The sequence below is a fragment of the Microbulbifer mixtoriginis (SeqCode) genome, from assembly GCF_052466695.1.
Genome location: NZ_CP174285.1, coordinates 3,788,481 through 3,815,259, shown reverse-complemented (window position 1 = coordinate 3,815,259; position 26,779 = coordinate 3,788,481). Strand labels below are relative to the sequence as shown.

Sequence of the window (26,779 nt, the reverse complement as noted above, 5' to 3'; positions counted from 1 at the left end):
CAGCCTTATTCGCCGCGCTTGCGCACATCAGAAAGAAGATCCGCAAGGCTGGCTGCCTTGGGTTTCACCAGCCAGAATCGGCTCAGGTAATCGTCGAAGTTATCCAGCAGCTCTTCACCCCAGGCGCTGCCGGTCTCCGCGACATAGGTTTCGATCACCTCGCGCAGGTGACTCTGGTGCGGCTCGAGAATTTCACTACTGATACGGCGCAGCTCGATCAACTCATGATTGCAGCGGTCGAAGAAATCGCGCTCCAGATCCAGCACATAGGCAAAACCGCCGGTCATACCGGCACCAAAGTTGTAGCCGGTGCGCCCTAGCACCGCGACCATTCCACCGGTCATGTATTCACAGCAATGATCGCCGGCCCCTTCCACTACGGCGAAGGCGCCGGAATTGCGCACAGCAAAGCGCTCACCGGCACGGCCAGCGGCAAATAACTTACCTCCAGTAGCACCGTACAGGCAGGTATTACCGACGATGCTGGTGTCTTGGGAAGCAAACTCACTACCCTCAGGCGGTCGAATAACCAGCTTACCGCCGGCCATGCCCTTACCGACATAATCGTTGGCATCCCCTTCGAGATACATCTCCAGCCCTCCGGCGTTCCACACACCGAAAGACTGCCCGGCAACTCCATTGAGGTTGAGTTTTATTGGCGCCTCCACCATGCCCTGGTTGCCGTGGCGCTTGGCGATCTCGCCAGAAAGACGCGCCCCCAGAGAGCGATCGCAGTTGGTCACCTCGAAGCTGAATTCACCACCAGTCAGGTTCTCAATGGCGGGTAGAATTTCTTCCACCATGCGCTCGGCCAACTCGCCCTTATCCCAGGGCTCATTTGTGGCCTGCTGGCAGGTTTGCGGTTTGCTATCGAGTAGTGCATCGGTATGCAACAGCGGCGACAGATCCAGTTTCTTCTGCTTGTCGGTTTCTCCCTCGAGGATACGAAGTAGGTCTACACGGCCGACCAGCTCTTCCATGGTGCGCACACCAATGCTCGCCATCCATTCGCGGGTTTCCTCGGCAACAAAGCGGAAGAAGTTCATCGCCATTTCTGCGGTGCCGATATAGTGCGCATCGCGCAAGTTCTTGCGCTGGGTCGCGATACCCGTGGCACAGTTATTCAGGTGACAGATACGCAGGTATTTACAGCCAATCGCCACCATTGGCGCAGTACCAAAGCCGAAGCTCTCCGCACCGAGAATCGCCGCCTTGACTACATCCAAGCCAGTTTTAAGGCCCCCATCGGTCTGCACACGAACTTTGCCGCGCAAGTCATTGGCTCGCAGGGTCTGATGTGTTTCCGCCAGGCCCAACTCCCAAGGTGAGCCAGCATAGCGAATAGAGGTAATAGGGCTCGCCGCAGTACCACCGTCGTAACCGGAAATCGTAATCAAATCCGCATAGGCCTTGGCCACACCGGCGGCGATAGTGCCAACTCCTGGACGGGACACCAGCTTCACGGACACCAGTGCATCCGGGTTGACCTGTTTGAGGTCGTAGATCAGCTGGGCCAGATCCTCGATGGAGTAGATATCGTGGTGCGGTGGCGGTGAAATCAGGGTGACACCGGGCACCGAGTAGCGCAGCCGAGCAATCAGGTCATTCACCTTGCCGCCGGGCAACTGACCACCCTCACCGGGCTTGGCGCCCTGAGCCACCTTGATCTGCAGCACTTCGGCATTGACCAGATAGTGCGGCGTCACGCCGAAACGGCCGGAGGCGATCTGTTTGATTTTGGAGACTTTGTCGGTGCCAAAACGGGCCGGATCTTCACCGCCCTCTCCGCTGTTGGAGCGTCCACCCAGGCGGTTCATGGCCTGAGCCAGGGATTCGTGCGCCTCGGGAGACAGAGCTCCCAGGGACATAGCTGCGGAGTCAAAGCGACGCACAATCTGCTCGACCGGCTCCACTTCCTCCAATGGCACAGGCTCGAGGTTTTCCTTGAAGGCCAGCATATCCCGCAAGGTTGCCACTGGGCGCTGGTTGACTAGTTCCGAGTAATCACGCCAGGCGGAGTAATCCCCAGTACTGGCCGCTCGGCGCAGGGCCGTCACCACATCCGGGTTAAAGGTATGGTATTCGGTGCCATGCACATATTTGTGCAGGCCGCCGGGGGACACCGGCTTACGCGCTTTCCAGGCGATATCCGCTCGCGCGGCCATATCTGCCTGCAACTCGGCAAAGCCGGCGCCTTCGATACGAGTGGGTGCACCGGGGAAACACAGGTCCACCACCTCTTTGGAAAGACCGACCAACTCAAACAACAGCGCACCTCGGTAAGAGGCCACCGTGGAGATACCCATTTTTGACAGGATCTTCAACAGGCCCTTGATAATACCGTTGCGGTAATTCTTCTGCGCTTCTGCCGCATCCAACAGCAGCTCACCTCTATCGATCAGGTGATTGATAATGCTGTAGGAGAAATAGGGATGTACTGCCGTCGCTCCCACACCTACCAGGCAGGCGAGCTGGTGCGCATCCCGTGCACTGGCGGTATCCACCACCACATTGGAATCACAGCGCAGGCCCGCATGCACCAAATGATGGTGCACGGCCCCGGTGGCGAGCAGCGCATCTATGGGCAGATGGCCCTGGCGAATATCGCGGTCGGACAGCACCACAATCACGGTGCCTGCACGAACAGAAGCCTCTACCTTGGCACACAGACGTTCAATTGCACTATGAAGATCCAGATTTGCCGGATCGTAGTTCAGGTCGAAAATCTCCGCGTCGAAGCCTGGGCGATCCAGCGACAGTAACGCGGTGTATTTCATATGGGAGAGCACCGGCGAGGACAGAATCACGCGGTCGGCGTGCTCTGGCGTCTCCTCAAACACGGATTTCTCACGGCCCAAACAGGTTTCCAGGGACATCACCACCGTTTCCCGCAACGGGTCTATAGGCGGATTGGTCACTTGGGCAAACTGCTGGCGGAAGTAATCGTAGAGCGAGCGGTTGTAGCGGGACAGCACCGCCATCGGCGTATCGTCGCCCATGGAACCCACCGCTTCCTGGCCGGCTTCCGCCATCGGACGCACTACCTTATCGCGCTCCTCCAGAGAGGAACTGAACAGTTTCTGGTAGACCTTAAACTGTTGGTGGGAAAAATTATTGTCAACCGGCGCAGTCACTAAGGTGGAGCGAATACGGCGCGCCTTCTCTTTCAGCCAGCGTTTATAAGGCTGGGCGCGCTTGAGCATATTGTCGATATCGGCAGTGTGGTACAGCTTGCCTTCCTGGGTATCCACAGAAAGCATCTGCCCGGGCCCGAGACGCCCTTTAGCTACTACATCTTCCGGTGCATAGTTATAAACACCGACTTCCGAAGCCACGGTAATAATATCGTCTTTGGTAATCACCCAGCGGGACGGGCGCAGGCCGTTGCGGTCGAGAGTACATACCGCGTGACGGCCATCGGTCATCACCAAGCCGGCGGGGCCATCCCAGGGCTCCATATGCATGGAGATATATTCATAGAAAGCGCGCAGGTCTGCATCCATGCCCTCAACATTTTGCCAGGCCGGCGGCACCAGCATACGCACCGCACGGTGTAGCTCCATACCACCCGCCAACAGCATCTCCAGCATATTATCCAAACTGGAGGAGTCGGAGCCCTCGCGGTTCACCAGCGGTACCAGCGCATTCAGCTCGGGAATCAGCTCGGTAACAAATTTGTTGGTGCGCGCCACCGACCAATTGCGGTTGCCGGTAATGGTATTAATTTCACCATTGTGCGCCAGCAGGCGGAAAGGCTGGGCCAGAGGCCAGCGCGGCATGGTATTGGTAGAGAAGCGCTGGTGGAAAACACAGATAGCGGTTTCCAGGCGCGGATCCGCCAACTCAGGGAAGAATTTTGGCAGATCCGCCGGGATCATCAGTCCTTTGTAGGAGAGCACACTAGTAGATAGGCTGGCGATATAAACATCACCACTCAGCTGCAACTCGGCCTTACGCCGGGCCACATACAGCCGAGCATTAAAACGGGCTTCACCCAGTGGCTCTTGGGCATCATTAATCAGCAGTTGTTCGAAGCGAGGTTGGCAGTCCCTGGCGATGGGGCCAAGACACTCGGGGTTAGTGGGCACTGTGCGCCAACCAACAATCCGCATTCCTTGCGCCTGCAGCTCAGACTCAAAGATTTGGCGAGCGCTCTGCGCCTCACCGTCATCCAGAGGCAACATCACCGAACCTACGGCATAGGTCTCAGTGAGCTCCAGACCGAACAACTTTAGCGCTTTCTCACGCAGGAATTTATCGGGCTTCTGCAGCAGTAAGCCACAGCCATCGCCAGTTTTACCATCGGCGGCAATACCGCCGCGGTGAGTCATACAGGTGAGGGACTCAATGGCCGTCTGTACTAACTTATGGCTCGCCACACCCTGTAAATGAGCGATCAGACCAAAACCACAGTTGTCCTTAAACTCATCCAACTGATACAGACTGCTACCCATAGAATTCCTCGTCACTATCGATTGGGGGACCACAGGCACTGCCGATAGCGGCCTGATATGGGCAAAAATGGCTTAACGCTCGCGCTACGCTCTCCTGCGGTCCCTAAGTAAAAGATCCCGAGATAAAAAAAGCCCTCTAATGGGGCTTTCTTTATTGTTCTTATTGGCGGTTATTTTGCCCCGCCATTATTTCCGGGGGGCGCGCAATATTACTTGCTCACCACTACATTTTCAATAATTCACAGTTTTTTTAACTGCCAAACAAAAATAAGACAGATTTATTTCCTGTCAACTTGGTTTTATGTGATCGTACTCTCTAATAAGCGCAGTTCGCGAATCCCCTGTCACCTGGCACCACAGTTCCTTAGCGCATCTATAACTTTTTCCTGAGGCGTATCATCGACAACTTTTGCGTCCCCCAAAGATCTCAGCAATACTAAACGCAACTTGCCATCCAGCACTTTCTTATCTAACTGCATAGCTTGCAGAAAATCATCGACACTCATATCCGCGGGAGACTGCTGCGGCAACTGGGCTTTTTGCAGCAACTGACGAACACGCTGTACCAATTCACCGTCCACGTCTCCCAGTAAATGCGAGAGCTCCAGGGCCATCACCATTCCTGCGGCCACCGCCTCACCATGCAACCAACGCCCGTAGCCCTGCACAGTCTCAATTGCATGTCCAAAGGTATGACCAAAGTTTAATATGGCACGGCGGCCTGCCTCACGCTCATCACTAGCCACAACCTCTGCCTTATCACGACAGCAACGATCCACGGCATAAGCCAAAGCCTTGGGATCTCGCGATAAGAGTGCATCGATATTGGTCTCTATCCAGTGGAAAAATGGTGCATCACAGATCAGGCCATACTTGATTACTTCAGCTATGCCTGCTGAGAATTCACGATCTGGCAGGGTCGTCAATGTATCCATATCGGCAAGTACTAGCCGGGGCTGGTAAAAAGCCCCAATCATGTTTTTACCTAGCGGGTGATTGACGCCAGTCTTACCTCCCACAGAGGAGTCCACCTGGGCAAGGAGTGTAGTGGGCACCTGAATAAAATCGACGCCGCGCTGATAACAGGCAGCGGCAAATCCACACATATCTCCCACAACACCACCCCCTAGGGCAATTAGCGTAGTCGTGCGGTTGTGACGCTGTTCCAATAGAGCGTCAAAAATTCGATTGACGGTATCCAGAGTCTTGAAGGCTTCCCCGTCGGGTAGTTCGACAACATCAACCTTATCGAAATCAGAGAGCCCATCCAGTAAGCGGGACAAATACAGGGGAGCCACTGTCTCATTTGTAACCACACAGATCTGGCGCCCACGTAAATAGGGCAGTAAATATTGTGAGTCGGCTAATAACTTGGACCCAATGACAATGGGGTAACTGCGCTCCCCCAGTTCCACATTAAAACAGTGCACAATGCTCTCCTTCCCACTAGCGCCAATATGTAGCGCATTGAGTTAATGAGACGCACTTTAGCACAGAGTGAAAAAGGGGTTATTGGGAGAGGCTTTCCATAAGGCGCTCAGCTACCAGGGCTGATGCTTGCTTGGGGGTCAGGTCATCAGTGTCGCAGATAACATCCGCAACTTCGCGATAAAGAGGGGCGCGTTCTTGTAAAATTTCTTCAATACGCGCGCGTGGATTGGGCACTCGTAAAAGAGGGCGGTTACTGTTCTTGGAAGTGCGTTCCAGCAACTGCTCTACCCCGGCCTGTAAATAAATCACATGACCAAACTTTTGCAGCAACCGCCGGTTTTCCTCCAGTAGAACGATGCCACCACCGGTGCCGATAACTTGGTGGGGACCCAGACAAAGTTCTTCGAGCACTTCACTCTCGCGTCGACGAAAGCCGGCTTCGCCTTCTACATCAAATATCCAGGGGATATCTGCCCCTGTGCGCTCTTCCAGGACTTTATCGGTATCAGCAAAAGGCAGCTGCAATTGTGCCGCTAACAACCTGCCAATCGTGGATTTGCCGGCCCCCATGGGGCCGACTAAAAAGATGGAGCGGTTAATCACTTATCAAAAAACGTCTCATTTTCCATAATACGTGGAGTAATAAACATTAAAAGCTCACGCTTGTCATCTTCACGTATTGTTCTTTTGAATAGATTACCTAGGTAAGGAATATCACCCAACAAAGGAACTTTAGTTTCACTTTCGATAGCAGTACTTTCGAAAATTCCGCCTAGTACGATAGTTTCACCATTTCGAACTAAAACTTTTGTTTCTAGAATATTGACGTTAATAGAAGGAACTGCGGCAAAATTTGAAATACTGAACAACTCCCCAACTGTATTCTGCTCAATATTTAGCGTCATAATAATATTATTATCAGGCGTAATTTGAGGAAGCACACTCAGCTCCAATACTGCCTCACGAAACGTCACGGACGCAGCCCCAGAGGACGTAGCCTCAAGATAGGGGATTTCCACACCTGACTGAATTTTCGCTTCCTGTTTATCACCGGTCACTACTTTAGGTTGAGAGACAATTTCAGCCATCCCTACGTCCTCAAGTGCAGACAGCTCCAAACCTAAATAGAAATTGTCTTTCAAAATTGCATAAGCAAGGCTTCCAGCCGGAGTAGCTACACCTAAATCGACCATCAGAGGCTCATGAAAGCTGACTGGAGAAGAAACGCTAGATGTTGATCCGTTCCCAATAACTGTAGAACTATTTTGCCCCCCTCCTCCAATTGCCACAGTCTCATCGTTAATATCATGAGTACCTGTATAATTCCACTGCACACCTAATTCACTTGCAAAATCACTATTCGCGGTCACTATTCGAGCTTCAATCATAACCTGGCGAATAGGTATATCTATCACCTCAATCAACTCACGAAACTGCGCTATTTTTTCTTCCGTATCCGTCAAAATAATGGTGTTCGTGCGCTCATCTACTATCGCACTGCCGCGTGGCGATAAAATACTCCCCTTATTCGCATCGCGGCTATTACCTCCGGCAAACCCACCCTGCCCTGAAGATCCACCATCCTTTCCTGAAAATAAGGTAAAAATTTCACCCGCATCAGCATATCGAACATGTATATATTCAGTACGAAGAGGCGCCAACTCCTGCAGCTGCTTTCTAGTTTCAAGTTCTTGACGTTCCCTTTCGGCAATCTCGGCTGCGGGAGCCACCATAATGACACTGCCCTCCTGGCGCTTATCTAAGCCTTTAGCTTTTAATATCAGGGCCAAAGCCTGATCCCAAGGTACCCCATCAAGGCGCAATGTGATTCGCCCCTGTACGGTGTCACTCGCCACCAAGTTGAGGTCCGTAAAGTCGGCAATAATCTGAAGTACGGAACGAACTTCAATATCTTGGAAATTTAATGAGAGCTTTTTCCCAATGAACTGAAACTCTTTCTCCTTTTCCCGAATTTCGGCTGCCGACAAAGGCTTGACACTTAGAACATACTGATCATCTGCCTGGTAGGCGAGATAATCATAATCTGCATCTGTTGGATCAACAGCAATTACAGTATTTCGGCCATCGCTGTCTACCGTGATCGCATTTACAGGAGTTGCAAAATCAGTCACATCGAGACGCTGTCGAAGAGATTCGGGAAGCTCAGCGCCTAGAAAAGTCAGATATATTTTTCCATTGGTGCGTTCTACATCAATATTTACCGCTGGATCAGAAAGGTTAACAATTACTTTGCCCTCTCCTTCTTCACCGCGACGGAAATCAACCCCCGTTACCGCAATTGTCCCAGATGTATTAAATCGCTTATTTCCACCAAGATTCAAACCTCCATCGTGGGTAGTAGCGGTAGTCGATGAAGCCATAGCTGCGACATTTTCACCAATCTCCATCACGAGCTGATTACCCTGGCGCTCACTGCTGTATACCGGCAATTGATCCAAGTTAACGATCAAACGCGTTCGCCCTTCGCTGGAAACTACCACTGCACTACGAGCACCACCTATTCCCAGTGAATATTTCTTTTGTGGCAGCACACTTTCAACACCGGCAAAGTCCATTACAATCCGGGCCGGTTGCTCAATCGTGTATCCAGTAGGCTCAGGTGGCTCTTCTGCAAAACTTAAACGCAGCTGAACCCGGCCACCCGGCAGCTCAGAGAACTGTATATCATTTAGCTGATTGACTTGCGCCTGCAACGCCACTGGAACCATTAATACGGCGAGCAGCAAAAGCTGAAACGGCGCCAAACACTTAGCGAACTGCTTGTTAATCATTATCCGTTGCCCTTCTCTTCCAACATCAGTGCTCGCGGCCTTTCGATCCAGCCACCAGTTCCATCCGGAACAATTTCCAGTACATCGAGTTGTGAGGTTGTCGAACTCACAACTCGTCCGTGATTTTTCCCCAGATAATTACCCACAGTTATCCTGTGGATGCCCCCCTCTCCATCATCAATAAGGGCCCAAAGCTGACCGTCTCCAGATAGGGTTCCCACCATTGATAAAGCATCAAAGTTAAAGCGCTCCAATAATTCACGCTGCCGATTCATATCTGGAGCTATATCAAGCCTACGTCCGACTAATCGCTGTTCTGAGTCCAAAACAGGCCTTGTAAATGGACTTCGCATTGCCGTCGCGCTATATACATAAGGGCTATATGGCGTGAAGGTAGGAATGGGTTCAATCTGTCCCTTTGGCCGCCTTTCAATCTCAGCCATTCTTGCATTCAGGTCACTATGATCTGTATTTAAACTACAACCAGAAGTGAGCAAAAGGAAAGTTGGGATAAGGTATCTTTTCACCCCTCTTCTCCTTGATCTTTATATCGGTAGGTCTTTGCATTAATGATCATGTTAAGCAAACCTGCGCCATCTCGATGATTAGAGATGGTGAAATCATGCAATGTCACAATTCTTGGCATACCAGCAATACCACTAATAAACGACCCAAACTCATGATACCCACCTTGAACCTGAATCCTGATAGGTAATTCAACATAAAATTCACCCACCAGCTCTTTTTCCAGCTCTACTTTTTCAATGGTTAAACCACTGCCCCGCCCATATTCATCAATATCCTCAAGCAAACCTGGAACTTCTGTATCTTTTGGCAACTGTTTTAATAGAGCACCAAAAGTTTCCTCCATTTCAACAAGCTGGGCTCGATAAGCATCTAAATTTGCAGCTTCGAACTGTTTCTTCTCAAACTTAGAGAATAATTCTTGCTCCTTATTAGTAGCAAACTCAAGCTTGTCGTACTGATCACCAACCCAGAGGTAATAGCCAGCCCCGACCAAAAAAGCCACAATTATCGCTAATAAAGTTATGCGTCCTGCCAGGGGCCAAACCCCCACACGACTAAAATCAATATCATTAATATCCAGCTCTTGCAGCTGCGTAAGCGTATTCGCCAATGTCATTTCTATTTTCCTTTAGTTGGCCACGCTCTGATCTTCATCATTCGTCTTACGCCCACTTAAGTTCACCGTGAGCTGAAACGCACTGGCCTGCTCGCCAAAAGCAGGGCTCGCTGTGACATCGGTAAGGTTTGGGGATTCATACCAGTCTGACTGATCCAGATTACGCATAAAGGAGGAAACCCGGTTATTCGACTCAGCAATTCCAGACACACTCAGGCCACTTCCCTTACGCTCTAAAGCCGTCAACCAAAGCCCTTCCGGAGTTGCCTGTACCAGCTCATCAAAATAACGAACAGCTAGAGGACGGTTCCCCTGGAGCTCCTGAATCACCCGCATTCGATCAATCAGTTCCTGGCGGCGCTTTTTCAGGTCCTTGATCTCACTTACCTGTTTATTTAGGGCATTAATCTTGACCTGCAGTATCTGATTGCGCTCATTCTGGGAAGCGACTTGCCGATCAACCGTTTTCATCCAAAGAAAAACCGACGCCGCAGCAGCAATAATCACCAGCACTAATACTTGCTGAAACTCTTTCTGCTTTTGTGCGCGATATTCCTGGCGCCAGGGGAGTAGATTAATCTTGGCCATCTCAGTACTCCTTCTCCCGCATGGCGAGCCCTGCCGCGATCATCAGCCCTGGAGCCTCTTTGGCTAATATCTGTTGGTTTACCCGAGAAGAGGTAGCCATTTTGTAAAAAGGATTGGCAATCACTGTGGGTTTGCCCAGTTTTTCACCGACCAAATCAGACAAACCTTCCATCGCGGCAACCCCACCACTGAGCAATATGTAATCCACATCGCTGTAGGAAGTCGAAGAGTAAAAGAACTGCAGCGCGCGGGTGACTTGCTGAATCACCGCATCCCGAAACGGCTCCAGAACCTCGGCATAATAGTCATCGGGCAATCCGCTGCCACCCTGGTGCTTCGCCAGAGAGGCCTCATCGGCGGAGAGGCCGTAGCGCCGCTGAATCTCATCGGTGAGCTGCCGACCACCGAATAGCTGCTCCCGTGTATAAACTGTCTTGCCATCAACCAGTACAGACAGTGCACTCATAGTCGCACCGATATCCACTACCGCAACAACCAACTGCTCTTGGGGAGGAAACTGATCTTCCAGTAGAGTGTAAGTGCGCTCAATAGCGTAAGCTTCCACATCCACGACACCCGCCTCCAACTCAGCCTCACCGAGGGCGGAAACCCGCTGTTCGATATTTTCGCTGCGGCATGCTGCCAGTAACACTTCCACCTGGTCATCCCCTCTTTCGGATGGCCCCTGTACCTCAAAATCGAGACTAACTTCTTCGAGGGGATAGGGAATGTACTGATCCGCTTCCAAGGCAATACGCGCTTCCAGATCCTCATCGGAGAGATCAGCGGGCATTTCCAGGGTCTTAGTGATCACTGCGGAGCCGGATACGGCGACAGCCGCACGGCGCAGTCGAGTTTTGGAACGGCGCACTACCTTGCGGATAGCTTCCGCCGTGGCGCCAACATCATTGATGTTCTTATCCACTACCGCATTCGGCGGCAGGGGTTCCACGGCGTAGCTTTCGACCCGATATTTGTCACCATTGCGACTTAGCTCCAGCAACTTTACTGCGGTCGAGCTAATATCGAGTCCCAACATGGCCTTCGGGCCTTTATCCAGAAAAGGGAAAATCCCCATTTTTCTTATCTTTTCCGTGGGTTATGAAAGTTTGATGTTATAGCACTTTAAATTACCGCTTCAACCGGCATTTGCATAGGTAATAGCGCACAATATTCGTATAATTATTCACCGAATCACTCAAATGAAGTACACAGAAGCAGTTTCATGACAGTAAAAGCCCGAAATCGTCTACTAGCGCTGCTCTGGCTCTGTCTCGCCGGCGCAGCCGGCGCAGCCATGGTTTTCGCCAGCATTTACCTCTACCTGAAACCCGGGCTGCCCTCAGTCGAAAGCCTGCGGGATATTCGCCTACAGACCCCACTGCGCGTCTATTCACAAGACATGAAACTGATAGGCGAGTTTGGTGAGAAACGCCGCAACCCTATCACCATCCAACAAACGCCAGAACCATTTATCAAGGCAATACTGGCAGCAGAGGATGCGAGCTTCTACTCACACAGTGGGGTTTCAATTAAGGGTTTGATGCGGGCAGCCTCGCAGCTGGTGCAGACCGGCTCAATCCAGTCTGGTGGTAGTACCTTAACCATGCAGGTGGCGCGTAATTTCTTCCTGAGCCGTGAGCAGCGTTTTATCCGCAAGTTCAATGAGATTCTCTTATCACTGCAAATTGAGCGCGAACTCAGCAAAGATGAGATTCTGGAACTCTATATCAACAAAATATTCCTGGGTAACCGCGCCTATGGCTTTCAGGCTGCCGCACATGTTTACTACGGTCGTGACATCAAGGACCTGAGCATGGCGCAATGGGCAATGATGGCGGGACTGCCCAAGGCCCCCTCCACCTTCAACCCCATCGCCAACCCCACTCGGGCCCTAGTGCGCCGCAACTGGATCTTGAAGCGCATGCTCGACCTGGGATATATCGATCAGGATGAGTACAAGCACTCCATTACCGCACCGGTGACCGCCAGCTACCACAGCCGCGATCTGGATCTGGATGCCCCCTATATCGCCGAAATGGCGCGCAAAGAAGCTGTTGAGCTTTTTGGCGACAGTGCCTACACAGATGGCTATCAGGTCATCACCACCGTCAACAGCCGCCTGCAGGACCAGGCGCGCAGGGCACTGCAACACGGCCTCGAAACCTATGATTCACGCCACGGTTATCGTGGCCCGGAACAGCGACTGCCACCGGAACTGCTGCATGACAGTGACCAACTGATTGATCTGCTCAATGAAATCCCTGTGCTGGGTGGGCTTGAGCCCGGAGTGGTCACTGCGGTGGAGCCAAAGCTGTTGCAAGTACAGCTGCGCGACCGCCGTGTGGTCGAGGTTCCCTGGGAGAATGGGCTCGACTCCATTCGCCCCTATATTACTGAAAGCTCACGAGGACCACGCTTACAGTCTGCCGAGAAGATGTTTGCACCTGGTGATGTGGTGCGCCTGCGCCGCATTGAGATTAAGCACACTGAGGTTATCGGCTCCCAGGAAGAACCTACCAGCACAGGTAGGGCAGCCCAACTTGCTAGCGCCTTTGAAGACACACCCAACCCCGATCCATTTGCAGAGGCCGAAGAAGTCTCTTCCAGCCCCCTGGAGCCACAAATTACTGAGGAATGGGAGCTAACCCAGGTGCCATCGGCCCAGGGAGCCCTAGTCTCTATCGATCCCCAAGACGGCGCCATACGCGCCTTAGTAGGTGGCTATGACTTCCGCCAGAGCCACTTCAATCGCGTCACCCAGGCGGCGCGACAACCGGGCTCCAGTTTCAAGCCATTTATCTATGCTTCGGCTATCGAGCGCGGCTATACCGCCGCCAGCGTGATTAACGACGCCCCAATAATCTTCGAGGAAACCAACCTGCAAGATGTGTGGCGCCCGGAGAATGATGGCGGCACTTTCCTTGGCCCCACCCGCCTGCGTATGGCTCTGTATAAGTCACGTAACATGGTCTCCATTCGCCTGCTGCAGGCACTGGGGCTCGATTACGCCCTCGGTTTTGTCGAGGGCTTCGGCTTTGACCGCAGTAAATTGGCGCGCAACCTAACCATCGCACTGGGTAGCTCGGCCCTGACGCCCCTGGAAATGGTGCGTGGCTATGCAGCTTTCGCCAATGGTGGCTATCGAGTGGAGCCCTATCTTGTTGACCGGGTTTTAGATGTAAACGGCGAAACCCTCTACCAGGCCCTACCACTCACTGTGTGCAATGACTGTCCTGAGCCTGGCAGTGAGTCCCAAGGATTCAATAATCAGGAGCCACTCGACCTAGCGGCAATTCAACCCGGTGAAGAGGGCCCGGACCAAGGCAAAGAGCCTCCCGAGCTGAAAGTACTCCCGGTTGGCCCACTGGATTCATCCAAGCCCCAGGCACGCCCCCTGGCACCGCGCGCCATGACCCCCGAGACGGCTTACATCATGGATTCCATTCTCAAGGATGTGATCAAAAAAGGCACCGGCCGACGCGCCCTCGCTATGAAGCGCGGTGATATTGCTGGCAAGACGGGAACAACCAACGGCCCGCGCGACGCATGGTTCTCAGGCTATAGCCCCTACCTAGCCACCAGTGCTTGGGTGGGTTTCGACTCTTACGGCGAACTCGGTAAAAATGAGTACGGTGGCTCTGCGGCACTGCCTATCTGGATAGATTTTATGAGTACTGCCCTGGAGGGCTTGCCCGAGCGTCACCTGCCCCAGCCAGACAGCATAACGACCGTGCGTATCAACCCCAAGAACGGCCTACGTACCTCCTATGGCGGCATGTTTGAGATCTTCCGCACCAATAGGGTACCCGGGCGCGAGGCCTACAACCCCTATCGCACCAGATACTCCGACGATGAGATGCCAGGCCGGGACCGATCGAGTGAGCCACCACCCGAAGAGCTTTTCTAAGATACGGCATCCCTGCCATAAGCCCACTTAATGAGTGGGCATACTAATAAAAGAAAAGGGGCCCATGGCCCCTTTTCTTTTATTGATTATTGTTTTCTCTCTTATCACCTGTCATACAAGAGACATCCGCGCTATTACACCACTATTCTGACTCTCTATACCTAAGGCAGGAACGCTCTACGCTCTGCAGATCGGGAATGACGGCCTCTTCACCTAAAAGTGCCACGTGCATTAGCTCCCCTAGGCTCAGGGTTTGCTCCCGTAGCACTAGTTCTTCCTGGGTCACCCTTACTAAACGCGGTGTCCCCTGCAATATAAGAGCAAAATAGGGCAGGTCTCCATCTGGGTTTCCGCTACTCAGCACCGCGATACGAGCATTATCTGAGGTTCCGCCCAGTGCTTCGCCACGCATCACATCAAAAGACAACAGCGGCAGGCGTTGCTCACGCCAAATGAGGTCCCCCAGATACCACTCAGGCACATCGTATACTGCCATAGGTACCTGCATAGCGATCACCTCGGAAAGGCTTTCTACAGGAACCAACATCTGGCCCTGTTGTAGCGGCAACAGCAGGCTGCTCACCTCCTGGGGAACATCTAGCGGCAGCGCTTCAACTTCACTCATTGCCTACCTCTTGCATGCAATATTTCATTTCTTGGTATTCGCTCAACTGCCAACGGCCGAAGTGCCGGCATATTCTCGAATAGCCTCCAGCAATACGTCTTCCTGGTAGGGCTTACCCAGGTAGTGATTGACTCCGAGAGACATAGCGTGATCACGGTGCTTACTACCGGTACGGGAAGTAATCATCACGATGGGGATATCTCGCAAGCGACTACTGGAGCGAATATGCCGCGCCACTTCGAAGCCATCCATACGGGGCATCTCGATATCCAGAAGTATCAGATCTGGAACCTTATCTTGCAGCTGAATCACCGCATCCTGACCATCTTTGGCGGTACTGACCAGATACCCCTCGCGCTCCAGGAAGCGTGTGGTTACCTTGCGTACCGTTACGGAATCGTCCACCACCATTACAGTCTGCTGGCGTTCTTCTCGCTCGGGCTGCTCTTCTACCTGTAACTGCAGCTGTGGGATATCCGGGCGTGCTAACTGGGTTGCCTGACGCCGCAGCAGGGCATGGGCATCGAGAATCACCACCACACTGCCATCACCAGTTACCGTTGCCCCAGAAACTCCTTGTACCCCAGAAAACTGTGGACCAAGACTCTTCACAACAATCTCGCGGCTGCCGCGGATAGCATCCACTTGCAGGGCCATAGCGTGACCCTCGGAGCGCACTAACAATACTGGTAATTGCATATCATCAACACTGAGCTTCGGTTGGGCACCAGACTTCAGCAGGGTGCCAAAGTAGTTCACCTCATACAGCTCGCCTGCATATTCAAAGCGGGCATCGCTAGAGCGGTAGTAATGCTCCAGCTCAAAGGGGCTCAGGCGTACGATACCTTCAATAGTGTTGAGCGGCAGGGCAAACAGGTCTTCGCCAATCTTCACCATCAGTGCGCGGTTGACCGATACTGTAAACGGCAGGCGCACTACAAATTCCGTGCCGGCACCCGCCTCGGAATTGATATGCACGCTGCCACCGATCTGTTTGAGTTCGGCGGAAACCACGTCCATACCGACCCCACGGCCGGAAATTTGGGTAACTTTTTCCGCAGTGGTAAAACCTGCCTGGAGAATAAACTGCAATATCTCGCTATTGGAGAGCTCCGCATCCGGGCGCATCAGGCCATTTTCCACAGCCTTTTCCCGCACGCGGATCAGGTTCACCCCTGCTCCATCGTCGCGAATGGTCAGCACCACCTCACTGCCTTCTCGAGCCAGAGCCACATCGATGCGACCGCGTTCGGCCTTGCCTGCCGCGCGGCGTGCATCAGGCATTTCAATGCCGTGGTCTACCGCGTTGCGCAGCATATGCTCCAGAGGTGCCACCATACGTTCCAGCATGGACCTGTCCAGTTCCCCCTCGACGTTGGAGAACACCAGCTCCACCTGTTTTCCGAGCTCCGAACTCACCTGGCGCACAATACGACGCAGCCTGGGCACCAAGCGTGAGAAAGGTACCATGCGACTGCGCATCAACCCCTCTTGCAACTCGGTATTAACACGGGATTGCTGCAGCAACAGTGTCTCGGTATCGCGGGCTTTGTTATCCAGGGTGGAGCGCAGCTCCATCAAGTCAGAAGTGGACTCAAGCAGGGAACGGGACAGCTGCTGAATAGATGAGTAGCGGTCCATCTCTAGCGGGTCAAAATCACCATCCTGCTCAGCCAGCTGCTCCTGGCGGAACAAGATTTGTGCCTCGGTCTCACGATCCAGACGACGCAGCTGCTCATTGAGACGCAACAGGGTTGAATCCATCTCATCGAGGGCCAGACCAAACTCGCTCATCTGCTCTTCGAGACGGCCTCGGGAGATTGCGGTTTCACCAGCGAGGTTCACCAGCTCTTCCAAAAGCTCAGCGGCAACCCGAACCATTTCCTGTGGTTGGTTCCTGGTGGGAGCCGCCACCTCATTTTCCACACCCTCGGGCTTGCGGATAAATGGCAGAACATTGCCGGCATCAGAAGATTGTACTGGCTGCGGCAATGACCCAGAGGGCTCTAGTCCCTGCTCAGGTTCAGGACGTTCCTCGCTTTCTGTGGACAGTGGCTCCTGTTTATCGACAATGATGGACTCATCAGCAACAGTCACAAGCTCAGCATCAACACTTGGAGGTACTTCCTCCGTGATTGCTTGAGTGACAGGATCAGACACATTGCCAAGCGGGTTTTGAATGTCAGCCCAATCGGTAGTGATCAGTTGAACAAAGGCCTCCAACTGCTCACCTGCCATCCAGGCGCGAACGGTTTCTACTCCCTCGGCAATACGGTCATGTGTGAAATGCGCCTCGCTAAAGAATTGTGCGGAGGGTTTCACAATATCGCGCATGCCCTCAATCGCTGTTTCAAAGCGGTGAGCAACTTCACCAAGCCCCATAAGGCCGGCCATGCGGGCACCGCCCTTGAAGGTATGCAGAACCCGTTTGAGCGCCTCAGCCTGCTCACCACTCTCTGGTGTGTCTTCCCAAGCCTGAATCAGCTCTTCCAGCTCGTCGGTAAGATCGCCAGCCTCCTCCATAAAGACATCGACCACATCGGGATCAATATCCGCCAACAGGCGCTGTTGTTCGGCAATACTCAGCCCAGCTTGTGACTCTGATACCACTTCCACAGTAGGCGCTTGGCGAACAGGCTCCACAGCCTCAATAGCAGGTTCTACTGCATTCTGTTCAGATTCAGCTGTCTTGTCAGCGCAGATGTCTGTAGTCTCGGCCACCTCGAACAGTGCGTCATAGAGGTCATCCAAGACTGGCTCGGGTGAGACGTCCACGGATTCCACAGCGCTCTCATCTACCATCTCCACCATTGGAGCATCGACAGTTTCAACTTCCGTTGATTGCGCGGACTCTAACTCTACCTCAGGCAAAGTCGCAGAAACGGACTCAGCGGTGGGGGCAAAAATCGTCTCCAGTACGGAGGCTTGCACCTCGTCGACGGAAACTGAGTGCTCTTCAATATTTTCAGTTTCTAGATCAGAAACCTCTGCAGCCACTCCAGCTTCAGGGTCGAGAGTTTGTGCCTCAATACCCAGTTCGCTCAGGTCGTAGTCATCCTCTGATACATCTTCGCTCACTTCGCCTTCGGCCAGATAGCGCAGAGCTTCCTCTACCGCCTCACTAACCTCAGGTAAGTCCTGGGCAGCGGCGACAGCATCCACTAGATCGAGTAACTCGTTGTGCCCCTGTTCAAGGGAAGCCCACAAGGCGGGTTCTTCCTCTAGCTGATCGGCCAATACTTTGCGATAAACCTCCAGCAGTAACTGTGCCAGCTCTGCCAGGGTCGGTAGCTGAGCGCGGCTGGCGGCCTCCTGTAGGGTATTGAGCTCTTCGGCAACTTCACTCACCTGAGATTTATCGGCAGGGTTTGCACGCCACTGATTGAGCATCTGATCCGCATCCAGCAGGACACGCATACCGTCTGCCATCAACACTTCAAGAAGTTGAGGATCTACTGCTCTGGGCTCATTCGCTTCACGCTCGCGGATCAGGTGACCTACGGAACGTTCCTGCAACTCGGCAACACGGGCAAGGAATTGCTCGGCTCGCTCAACCTCAATGGCCTCTGCAGCGCGGATCTGTGCCAAAACCTGACGTACGTAATTTGCGCCATCGCCAATCAACTCGAAGATATCCGCATCGATGGGCACCTGGTAAATACGCAGCTCTTTGGCGAAGCGCTCCAGAGGCGCCATCATTTCGGCCACCACCTTGACCTCTGCCATATGGGCAGAACCCTTCAGGGTATGCAGGGCTCGGTGCAGGGGGTCGCTGGGTACACCGTAAACCGGGGCCGCAGCACGCATGTCCGCAAGGTAGTCATCAACGACGCCCAGATGGGTTTCGGCCTCTTGAGCAAAGATCTCCCACAGCTGTGCCCTCTCGTCGCTGCATTCTTCTTCCTCAACGGTTACAGTAGCTGCGGCATTGGCATCTTCGACCAGCAGTTCCGAGGGGATATGCCCCTGGCTGAGCTGCTCCGCCCAGGCTTGTAACTGCAGGGTAAGGGATTTGTCCGGATCGCTATTGCGGAGACGGAATGCCTCGATCATCGATGGCAGCTTCTGATATACCCGCTCAATTAACAGCACATGGGCGCGCTCAGGCTTTATGCTGTCATCGATTACCCGATTAAGCATATTTTCCACAGACCAGGCCAACTCACCGATATCCAGCGCCTCGACCATACGGCCGGAGCCTTTCAGGGTATGGAAGCCACGGCGGAACTCCACCAGGGCGTCTGAATTGGCAAAATTAGCGGCCCATTCCGGGAAATAATTGCCGATATGCGCGAGTACTTCGCTGGCTTCTTCGAGGAAAATTTCGATGATCTCATCATCGATCAAGCTCTCGCTATCATCGACTAACTCTTGCGATTCGCTCTCAACAGGCTCTGAGGTTGACCCAGTTTCTGCAAGCGGCTCCACTTCGTTAGGTGACGACTCATCTTCGCTGCCTGCTGCCACAGCTACAGAAATTTCTTCTTCTGCAGCTACCGCCGGGGCCTCGGAAAGAGTCTCAGGCTCGACAGTACTTTCAACTGTTGAGAACCAGTTGTCTTCATACTCGTTAGCTTCTTCCGTAGCAGGGGCTTCCACTTGCTGCAGATCCAGTGTTTTCTCCACTGGCTGTTCAACATTAGGTACGGATTCGGTCTCAGGCTCAGCCGGTGCAGAGACAACATTGAGAAGTTGCTCTTCACGATAATCTTTGTCGGTGTCTGCGCTATCGAAAAACTCCGGTGAAAATAACTCAAGTCCAGCGTTGTCCTCTTCACTCACCGCGCTTTCGTGGACGGACTCAGCCTCCTCCGCAGATACCTCAGCATCAGTAAAGGAAATGCCGAGGTTCGCGACACTGTCTTCCGCCAGAGCCAGCAACATCTCGGTATCATCCAGGCCTTCAACTCGGCGTTCCAGATAGTATTCGACACTGGTGATCGCGTCGGCCAGGGTATCGAGCATTCGCCATTCCGGCTGCTCTGCCCGGTCGATCAGTGCATCGCTGATAAAGCGATTACAAGCGGCAATAATTTTGCTCGCACGCTGGTAGCCCACCATTTCAAGGCCACCACATACCTCTTGCAGGCGCTGGGGTACGCGGCTTAGATAGCTGATATCCCAGTGGCTGGCCACATACTCCATGACCGCCTCTTTAACCGCCTCCAGGCCCAGGCGCGCTTCACGCAGCACCGAATCTGTAGCATCCCCCATAATCGGCTGTTCGTTATCACCGCGCTTATTGCGGTCGACAGCAGCCGATAGGGCTGAGTCAAGCTGCACCAGCTCACCTGCGGCGCGCATCAGGTACTCTTCGACATCAGTGCCGCGCGAAGCATCGCGTAGGTACTCATAAATGCCGCGGGCACGACCTCTCGGCGCTTCGAGACCCAAAACGCCGAGGGTGTCTGCAATCCGCTTGGCGATAGCAGCAGTCTCACTGAGGGGAGGAAGTTCGGAGGCTGCGCCACTGGGTTCTAGCGCCTCACGCACCAGCTGCAACTCTTCACGCAGTGCAGTTATTGCAGTACCCAATGCTTCAGGCCCCATGGCCAAGACATCTTCTGTATCTGGGCGGGGCGTGCCCGGCACTGCCCTATCCAGGGCAAAGCGTTGGTACAGTTCCTGGCAACGGCTACCATTTGGACCGGCCAGATAAACGTAGAAGAGTAGGTTGCTCAGGAAGTCTGCATCCAGCTCGGCATCCAGTACTCTGGCACCGCGACCCTGCAGCAGGCGGAACTCTACATCGACTCGGCGCAGCAGATGGCGCAATGCTGGTTGCACATTGATACGGTGCTCTGCCAGGGCTTCCAGGATACCCAGTAATACTTCCCACAGAGACTGCCGCCGACTACCGCTGTAGAGAAGCTGCAACTTCTCGACAATTTTCACCAGGTAAGAGAGGCTCTCACCACTGTTTACATCGCGGATTAGCCCCGCTGCGGCAACGTGATACATCTTGCGCAACTTGCCCACCAGCTCCTGCAGGCGCACATTGTCTGCAGTCAAAGGTTGGCGCTTTCCGGTGATGCGATTCGATGAAGTGAGGTCCGGGGAAAAGAGTGCGCCCTCGGTAATCAGGCGCTCGCGGCGCACCGCGCGCAAATCATTGAGGAGGGGCAGCAACAGCACCGCATTATCACGGCGCTGAAAAGAAACCTTCTCTAAATAGAGAGGTAATTCCAGCAGGGCGCGCATCATGAATTCGCGCGTCTCATCGGTATTTTCAACGGTGCCACCGGCCAGTGACTGAAGCAATTGCTCCATTTCCTCAGCCAGCATCGCCGCACCATTGAGTTGCGCCATATGCAGGCTACCGTGTACCTGGTGCACCAGGGACAAACTGTTCTGCAGCAGGGTCTCACCGGCTTGCGGATCCGTTGCGAAAGTCTCGAGGAACTGGCGTGCCTGTGCCAGAGTCTCGTTAATTTCGCCTATCAGCCAGTCCAGGGCCATGAAGTTCGGATTGTCGTGACTCACGCCAAGTCCCCAATAATTCATTCTCTATGCAGGCGCTCTACCCGAAGCGATCCAGGGTTCGCAATCTTGCGGAAATTGCTCCGTGCGCCCTCTCCGCCCGGCAGCCAACGAAGGCGCCGGGCTTTATTTTGTGGGTTAGGCCAGAGCCCGATCTTCACGGGACTCCAAGGAGTTGCTTTCCTCACTGTCGAGCGTGAAAGTTTCCGCATCCATCTCCGGCAACTCTACGTCGTACATTTCACTATTGGTTTCCACGCTCTCCTCTTGCGGCAGTTTGAAGCCGGCAACAGATTCACGCAGGGCACTGGCGGTCTGCGCCAGATTACCAATGGACTGGGCAGTAGCCTGTGTACCGGCAGAGGTCTGCGAAGTAATCTCCTGAATCACGTTCATGGTGTTGGAGATGTGGCCAGCAGAGGAAGCCTGCTGGCGGGCAGCGTTGGAGATATTTTGAATCAAAGAGGCCAGGTTGCTGGATACATTCTCGATCTCTTCCAGCGCAACACCGGCGTCCTGTGCCAAACGTGCACCACGTACCACCTCTGTGGTGGTCTGCTCCATGGAGATTACCGCCTCGTTGGTGTCAGACTGAATCGCTTTTACCAGGCCTTCAATCTGCTTGGTTGCAGCGGCAGAGCGTTCCGCCAGTCGCTGAACCTCGTCCGCAACCACGGCAAAGCCTCGACCGGCGTCACCCGCCATGCTCGCCTGAATGGCAGCATTCAGTGCGAGGATGTTGGTCTGGTCGGCAATGTCATTAATCAGACTTACGATATCGCCGATCTCCTGGGAAGATTCACCCAGGCGCTTGATCCGCTTGGAGGTGTCCTGAATCTGCTCCCGGATATTATCCATGCCCTTAATGGTGTTCTGTACCACTTTGGAACCATTGCTGGCGATCTGTACCGAGCGCTCGGCAACCTGGGCAGATTCGGAGGCGTTAGCAGATACCTGGTCAATGGTAACCGCCATTTCGTTCACCGCGGCAGAGGCCCCGGCAATCTCCTGAGCCTGATGCTCGGAAGCCTCGGCAAGGTGCAGGGCTGTCTGCTGGGTTTCCTGAGAAAGCCCGGATACTTCCTGTGCGGTACCGTTAATTCGAGATACCAGCACACGCAACTGGTCGATGGTGAAGTTGATAGAGTCTGCAATCGCACCGGTAAAGGCCTCGGTTACCGTTGCAGAGGTGGTCAAGTCACCATCGGCGAGGTCAGCAAGCTCATCCAGCAGCTGCATAATCGCCTGCTGGTTGCGCTCATTGGTCTCGGCTTCTTCCATCAGACTGCGGCGGGTACCGGAGAAGGCCATTCCCATCATGGCAAAAATTAACAGCACGAATGCTGCAGCCAAAATGGTAATAGTCATATTGTTTGGCTGACGTTCATCGGCCAGATTCACAATACGGTCGTTCAGAGTACTGAGAGCCTCAAGCAGCTGTGGCGAGGATGCAATAATGCCGTTGGTTGCCTGACGTGATGCAAACAGTGCCGGGGTTGCTTCGAAGATCTCGCGAACAGACGAGCTTACAAATTCAAACAGTTCGGTAATTTCATCGAGCGAGCGGCGCGCTTCCTCATCGGTAATGCGAGAAATTCCCATCACTACATCACCGCTCTTCATGCCATCTACCACTTTACCGAACAAGCTAGCATCGGTATTAAACTGGTCGGCTGCGCCTTCGGCATCGTCATCACCCTGCAGCATCTTGTCGATGTTTCGACCGATTCGCTCAGCCCGCCATACCTGTAACTGAGCCTGTTCAACCTGATTAGCGGGGGCATTATTAGCTAGCAGAATTTCCACAATATTGTTGTGCTCAGCCTGCAATTCCGGCAGGGAGTCACTCAAAGTGGTGGCAACATCGTTCAGGAAGATAATCGTTTCTTTGTTACCGGTAATCGTCTCCACCTGCTCGCGCAACTTACGCCAAACGGTACCGTAAGTCGCTAGCTCAGCGTCCAGCGCCCTGCGGCTGCCTTTATCCATTCCCTGCAGCTGATTCCAGGCGTTAGCCATCTGCCCGGAAACTTTTTCCAGCTCGGCAAACGCTTCGTCGTCTCCGGAAGTGGCCGCCGGTGCATAGGAGACCAGCTGATAGGAAAGTGCGCGAAGTTCAGCAACTTGCTGTAGGTACTCTTTATCGCGATCACTGCGGGTCTGCACCAAATAGATACTGACAATCAGCCCCGCCAGTACGGCGAGTACCAGCAGACCCAAACCCAGCGCAGCAGGGTTACTGCGAAACGCGGAAAAGGAGCTCTGGGAGCCTGTTTTCATAGTTTACTCCTAGCGGGCCCAAGCATTAGGCCGGTTTAATACCACTGAATATTTAACGCTTTAATGACAATGGCCCTCAGCCAGTGCGAATATCCCTGCACCGCTTTAGGGTCCCCCCAACATCTCAAAAGCTGCGAGATGCCGAAAATTCAATCGGACCTTAACGAGTGGCAGCATCCATGAAATGAGGGTCTTTGAGCAGAGCCCGCATGTCGAACACCAGCCACCGGTCCTTTTGTAAAATAAACTGGCCATGCACCATCGGCGCAAATGGCTCAATTAAATCTGTTGGTGCTTCACGGGCATATTCAAATGCCAAATGCTGCATTCCGTGCAACCTGTCGACAATCAACCCCACGTAGGTTTTTTCCCGCTCCAACACCAGAACCCTGCGCTGTTGGCGCTGGCCCGAGAGGTGGCCGCCGTAAAAGGCTGCGAGATCAATCAGGGGTAACAGGCGGCCGCGAACATTAGAAACACCTTTTACCCAGGGCTGAACGCCGGGAATAAAGGTGTGCTGCGGCACTTCGAGCAATTCCACAACATCATCCATTGAGGCGACGAAGTTGTGGCCGAGTAAAGAGAAACCGATTCCGGTCCAATAGGGTTTGATTTCTCGGCGGCCGGGCAGGCCGGTGGCCTGCGCTTTAGCTCGCCGAGCGATATCAACAAGTGCTAGATAGGGGGTTTGTGACTGCACGCTGAGCAGCTGGCCGTCAGGCCAACACCTCCCCAATTGCACTCAACAATTTGCCCTCATCAACGGGCTTGGTGAGATAAGCTTTTGCGCCCTGGCGCATACCCCAAACCCGGTCGGTATCCTGATCTTTGGTAGTCACCATAATGATCGGTATCCCCGCGGTGTTGCCATCCTTACTCAGCTGGCGTGTGGCCTGGAATCCATTTAACCCAGGCATCACAATATCCATCAAAATCAGATCTGGTCGCTGACTGCGTGCAACATCCACACCATTTTCACCATTGGGCGCGGTGATTACCGAATGGCCATGCTTTTCAAGTATTGTGGTCAGCTTGTGTGTTTCGGTAGGAGAGTCATCAACTATTAATACTCTTGCCATCATTTCCCCCATGACTTCTTCGAATTGGCAACTGCTCAATAAATGACAGTGCTTGGCGATTTGTTGTATTTATTTTGATGGCATGTGCCAAGTCTGCACTTACTGCCAATGCACTGCCAGACTACAGAACCTTCCACCACAGGCAGATGTGGTGAACGGTATGTCTGTTAATTCATCCCCCCCAAAGAGCGAAGGGGTCGGTCCAAAAAATCAGACCCTTTTTGTTAGTGATTACTTAGGCTGCGTGGTGCGGCTTTGCGTGAGCGGAAATTGCTCCCAACAGCTCGCTTTTACTAAATGGCTTTGTCAGATATTGATCACAACCAACAACGCGGCCTTTCGCTTTGTCGAACAAACCATCTTTACTCGACAACATCACTACTGGAGTGGAGCGGAATTCACTGTTGTTTTTAATCAGCGCACAAGTCTGATAGCCATCCAGGCGCGGCATCATGATATCGACAAAAATAACATCGGGACGGGAGTCCGCGATTTTCGCCAACGCATCAAAACCATCTGTAGCAGTGACGACCGTGCAACCTGCTTTTTGTAGCAGAGTCTCGGCAGTGCGGCGAATTGTCTTACTGTCGTCAATCACCATTACAGTCAGACTTTCCCAGTTAAGCTCCATAGTCTTTTTTGAATCCCCTGTTTACTTATTTTCGGGCACGCGAAAATTTTTATCTGCACCCTTTTTTGAGCCGCTTGCGGGGCCTGGGTGTCTATCTTTGCCAAGATCGCACACTGGGTGGAACTTTTATCACAGAACCCCAGGTGAATCTAGCCGCGCTGAAGCACCGCAGACCTTATGGTGCAAATAATCACCACTTTTTATTGCCAATCCAGACAACTTATCTAATTAAGTTGCACCTAGACGAAGCTGCTCTTACCTTATCCACCCTACAAGTTGGCAGTGGCAACATTTCAATCAGCCACAACCACCGCGGCGCGGGATCAAAAATCCCTTCAACTACGGAAGCTAAGATGAATTACTCCCTCGGTGTGGTGATGGATCCCATCGCCCAGATCAATTTTAAGAAAGATACGACACTCGCACTGTTACAGGCCGCACAAGACAGCGGTTTCCAGCTGTTTTATTTTGAGCAAAGCGACCTGTATCTGGACAATGGCCGTGCCATTGGTAAGGGCAGACCACTGAGGGTATTTGACGATGCCGAGCGTTGGTTCAGCCTGGAAGAAGCCAGGGAGATGCCCCTTGGAGAACTCGATACCATTTTAATGCGTATCGACCCCCCCTTCGATAATGAGTACATTTACTCCACTTACATCCTTGAAGCGGCTGAGCGCGAAGGTGCATTAGTCGTTAACAAACCGCAGTCCCTGCGGGACTGTAATGAAAAAATTTTTGCAACGACTTTTCCCCAGTGCTGCCCGCCTGTATTGGTCAGCAAGGATATGCAGCGCCTGAGGGAGTTTCATAAAACCCATCGGGATGTCATTTTCAAACCCCTCGATGGCATGGGTGGCGCAGGTATTTTTCACTGCAAACCGGACGGCGCTAATTTAGGCGCCATTCTGGAGATGCTCACCCAGCACGGCCGCCAGCAAATCATGGCGCAGCGTTATATTCCCGAAATTAAAGATGGCGATAAGCGCATTCTGGTTGTCGATGGTGTAGCCGTACCCTACTGCCTAGCCAGAATTCCCGAGGCGGGTGAAACTCGCGGCAACTTAGCCGCCGGTGGCCGTGGTGAAGCGCGGCCACTGACTGATCGAGATCGATGGATCGTAGAACAAGTCGCCCCCACCCTGAAGGAAAAAGGGCTGTTATTCGTCGGTCTGGATGTTATCGGTGATTACCTCACGGAAATTAATGTCACCAGTCCAACCTGTGTGCGTGAGATTGATGCGGCCTACGATACTTATATCGGTGCGCGACTAATGAGCGCCATCACACACCGTCTGGCACAAAAGCGCTAAACTGCGCCTTTAACTTGAATGACTCCCACCAGTGAACGGGCCGGATGGGAATGCC

The 26,779-nt window shown here is 53.1% G+C and carries 16 protein-coding genes; 2 read left to right on the top strand and 14 right to left on the bottom strand.

Features of this window, described 5'->3' with window-relative positions; genetic code table 11:
- Positions 1 to 5: 5 nt before the first annotated feature.
- From gltB to ACJJI0_RS16580, 8 genes are all read right to left on the bottom strand, one after another.
- Positions 6 to 4,454, bottom strand: coding sequence for a glutamate synthase large subunit (gene gltB / locus ACJJI0_RS16615; protein WP_444883452.1), 4,449 nt, complete (start codon positions 4,452 to 4,454; stop codon positions 6 to 8).
- Between the two features lie 344 nt (positions 4,455 to 4,798).
- Positions 4,799 to 5,884 carry a 3-dehydroquinate synthase gene (aroB, locus tag ACJJI0_RS16610; protein WP_252084192.1) on the bottom strand — a complete coding sequence of 362 codons (1,086 nt, stop codon included), beginning with the start codon at positions 5,882 to 5,884 and terminating at the stop codon, positions 4,799 to 4,801.
- Between the two features lie 79 nt (positions 5,885 to 5,963).
- A complete protein-coding gene (aroK, locus tag ACJJI0_RS16605; RefSeq protein WP_252085944.1) occupies positions 5,964 to 6,485 on the bottom strand; it encodes a shikimate kinase AroK in 522 nt (173 codons plus the stop codon).
- Complete coding sequence (locus ACJJI0_RS16600; RefSeq protein WP_444883451.1) at positions 6,485 to 8,677, bottom strand: type IV pilus secretin PilQ; 2,193 nt, start codon at positions 8,675 to 8,677, stop codon at positions 6,485 to 6,487. Before ACJJI0_RS16600 ends, aroK begins: the two co-directional genes overlap by 1 nt.
- On the bottom strand, positions 8,677 to 9,204 hold the full coding sequence (locus ACJJI0_RS16595; protein WP_444883450.1) for a pilus assembly protein PilP: 528 nt from the start codon (positions 9,202 to 9,204) through the stop codon (positions 8,677 to 8,679). Before ACJJI0_RS16595 ends, ACJJI0_RS16600 begins: the two co-directional genes overlap by 1 nt.
- The gene (locus tag ACJJI0_RS16590; protein ID WP_444883449.1) at positions 9,201 to 9,821 is read right to left on the bottom strand and encodes a type IV pilus inner membrane component PilO; all 621 of its coding nucleotides are present in this window, start codon (positions 9,819 to 9,821) and stop codon (positions 9,201 to 9,203) included. Before ACJJI0_RS16590 ends, ACJJI0_RS16595 begins: the two co-directional genes overlap by 4 nt.
- 12 nt (positions 9,822 to 9,833) lie before the next feature.
- Positions 9,834 to 10,409: a PilN domain-containing protein gene (locus ACJJI0_RS16585; protein ID WP_444883448.1), complete on the bottom strand. Its 576-nt coding sequence runs from the start codon at positions 10,407 to 10,409 to the stop codon at positions 9,834 to 9,836.
- A 1-nt stretch (position 10,410) separates the two neighbouring features.
- Positions 10,411 to 11,487 carry a pilus assembly protein PilM gene (locus tag ACJJI0_RS16580; protein ID WP_444883447.1) on the bottom strand — a complete coding sequence of 359 codons (1,077 nt, stop codon included), beginning with the start codon at positions 11,485 to 11,487 and terminating at the stop codon, positions 10,411 to 10,413.
- Positions 11,488 to 11,634: 147 nt separating this feature from the next.
- Here ACJJI0_RS16580 and ACJJI0_RS16575 point away from each other — a divergent pair, with 147 nt between their 5' ends.
- Positions 11,635 to 14,319: a penicillin-binding protein 1A gene (locus ACJJI0_RS16575; protein ID WP_444883446.1), complete on the top strand. Its 2,685-nt coding sequence runs from the start codon at positions 11,635 to 11,637 to the stop codon at positions 14,317 to 14,319.
- Positions 14,320 to 14,461: 142 nt separating this feature from the next.
- Here ACJJI0_RS16575 and ACJJI0_RS16570 read toward each other — a convergent pair whose 3' ends face one another.
- The 6 genes from ACJJI0_RS16570 to pilG all read right to left on the bottom strand — a co-directional run bounded on the left by ACJJI0_RS16570 (position 14,462) and on the right by pilG (position 25,414).
- On the bottom strand, positions 14,462 to 14,944 hold the full coding sequence (locus ACJJI0_RS16570) for a chemotaxis protein CheW (protein ID WP_444883445.1): 483 nt from the start codon (positions 14,942 to 14,944) through the stop codon (positions 14,462 to 14,464).
- Between the two features lie 42 nt (positions 14,945 to 14,986).
- Positions 14,987 to 21,427 carry a hybrid sensor histidine kinase/response regulator gene (locus ACJJI0_RS16565; RefSeq protein ID WP_444883444.1) on the bottom strand — a complete coding sequence of 2,147 codons (6,441 nt, stop codon included), beginning with the start codon at positions 21,425 to 21,427 and terminating at the stop codon, positions 14,987 to 14,989.
- Positions 21,428 to 21,562: 135 nt separating this feature from the next.
- The gene (locus ACJJI0_RS16560; protein ID WP_252084184.1) at positions 21,563 to 23,704 is read right to left on the bottom strand and encodes a methyl-accepting chemotaxis protein; all 2,142 of its coding nucleotides are present in this window, start codon (positions 23,702 to 23,704) and stop codon (positions 21,563 to 21,565) included.
- 160 nt (positions 23,705 to 23,864) lie between these two features.
- Entirely contained in the window at positions 23,865 to 24,404 is a 540-nt protein-coding gene (locus ACJJI0_RS16555; RefSeq protein WP_444883443.1) for a chemotaxis protein CheW, read from the bottom strand.
- Between the two features lie 16 nt (positions 24,405 to 24,420).
- Positions 24,421 to 24,783 (bottom strand): twitching motility response regulator PilH, encoded by a 363-nt coding sequence (gene pilH, locus ACJJI0_RS16550; protein WP_252084182.1) that lies wholly within the window; start codon positions 24,781 to 24,783, stop codon positions 24,421 to 24,423.
- A 235-nt stretch (positions 24,784 to 25,018) separates the two neighbouring features.
- Positions 25,019 to 25,414 (bottom strand): twitching motility response regulator PilG, encoded by a 396-nt coding sequence (gene pilG, locus ACJJI0_RS16545; protein WP_020413651.1) that lies wholly within the window; start codon positions 25,412 to 25,414, stop codon positions 25,019 to 25,021.
- A 353-nt stretch (positions 25,415 to 25,767) separates the two neighbouring features.
- Between pilG and gshB the strand changes: the two genes are divergently transcribed.
- On the top strand, positions 25,768 to 26,724 hold the full coding sequence (gene gshB / locus ACJJI0_RS16540) for a glutathione synthase (RefSeq protein ID WP_252085942.1): 957 nt from the start codon (positions 25,768 to 25,770) through the stop codon (positions 26,722 to 26,724).
- The last annotated feature ends 55 nt before the right edge of the window (positions 26,725 to 26,779 follow it).

Bases quoted from the DNA above. Each gene is read 5' to 3' on its own strand.
- gltB (WP_444883452.1), bottom strand. From the start codon at position 4,454: ATGGGTAGCAGTCTGTATCAGTTGGATGAGTTTAAGGACAACTGTGGT.
- gshB (WP_252085942.1), top strand. From the start codon at position 25,768: ATGAATTACTCCCTCGGTGTGGTGATGGATCCCATCGCCCAGATCAAT.
- ACJJI0_RS16600 (WP_444883451.1), bottom strand. From the start codon at position 8,677: ATGATTAACAAGCAGTTCGCTAAGTGTTTGGCGCCGTTTCAGCTTTTG.
- ACJJI0_RS16560 (WP_252084184.1), bottom strand. From the start codon at position 23,704: ATGAAAACAGGCTCCCAGAGCTCCTTTTCCGCGTTTCGCAGTAACCCT.
- ACJJI0_RS16590 (WP_444883449.1), bottom strand. From the start codon at position 9,821: ATGACATTGGCGAATACGCTTACGCAGCTGCAAGAGCTGGATATTAAT.
- pilG (WP_020413651.1), bottom strand. From the start codon at position 25,414: ATGGAGCTTAACTGGGAAAGTCTGACTGTAATGGTGATTGACGACAGT.
- ACJJI0_RS16585 (WP_444883448.1), bottom strand. From the start codon at position 10,409: ATGGCCAAGATTAATCTACTCCCCTGGCGCCAGGAATATCGCGCACAA.
- pilH (WP_252084182.1), bottom strand. From the start codon at position 24,783: ATGGCAAGAGTATTAATAGTTGATGACTCTCCTACCGAAACACACAAG.
- ACJJI0_RS16580 (WP_444883447.1), bottom strand. From the start codon at position 11,487: ATGGGGATTTTCCCTTTTCTGGATAAAGGCCCGAAGGCCATGTTGGGA.
- ACJJI0_RS16570 (WP_444883445.1), bottom strand. From the start codon at position 14,944: ATGAGTGAAGTTGAAGCGCTGCCGCTAGATGTTCCCCAGGAGGTGAGC.
- ACJJI0_RS16575 (WP_444883446.1), top strand. From the start codon at position 11,635: ATGACAGTAAAAGCCCGAAATCGTCTACTAGCGCTGCTCTGGCTCTGT.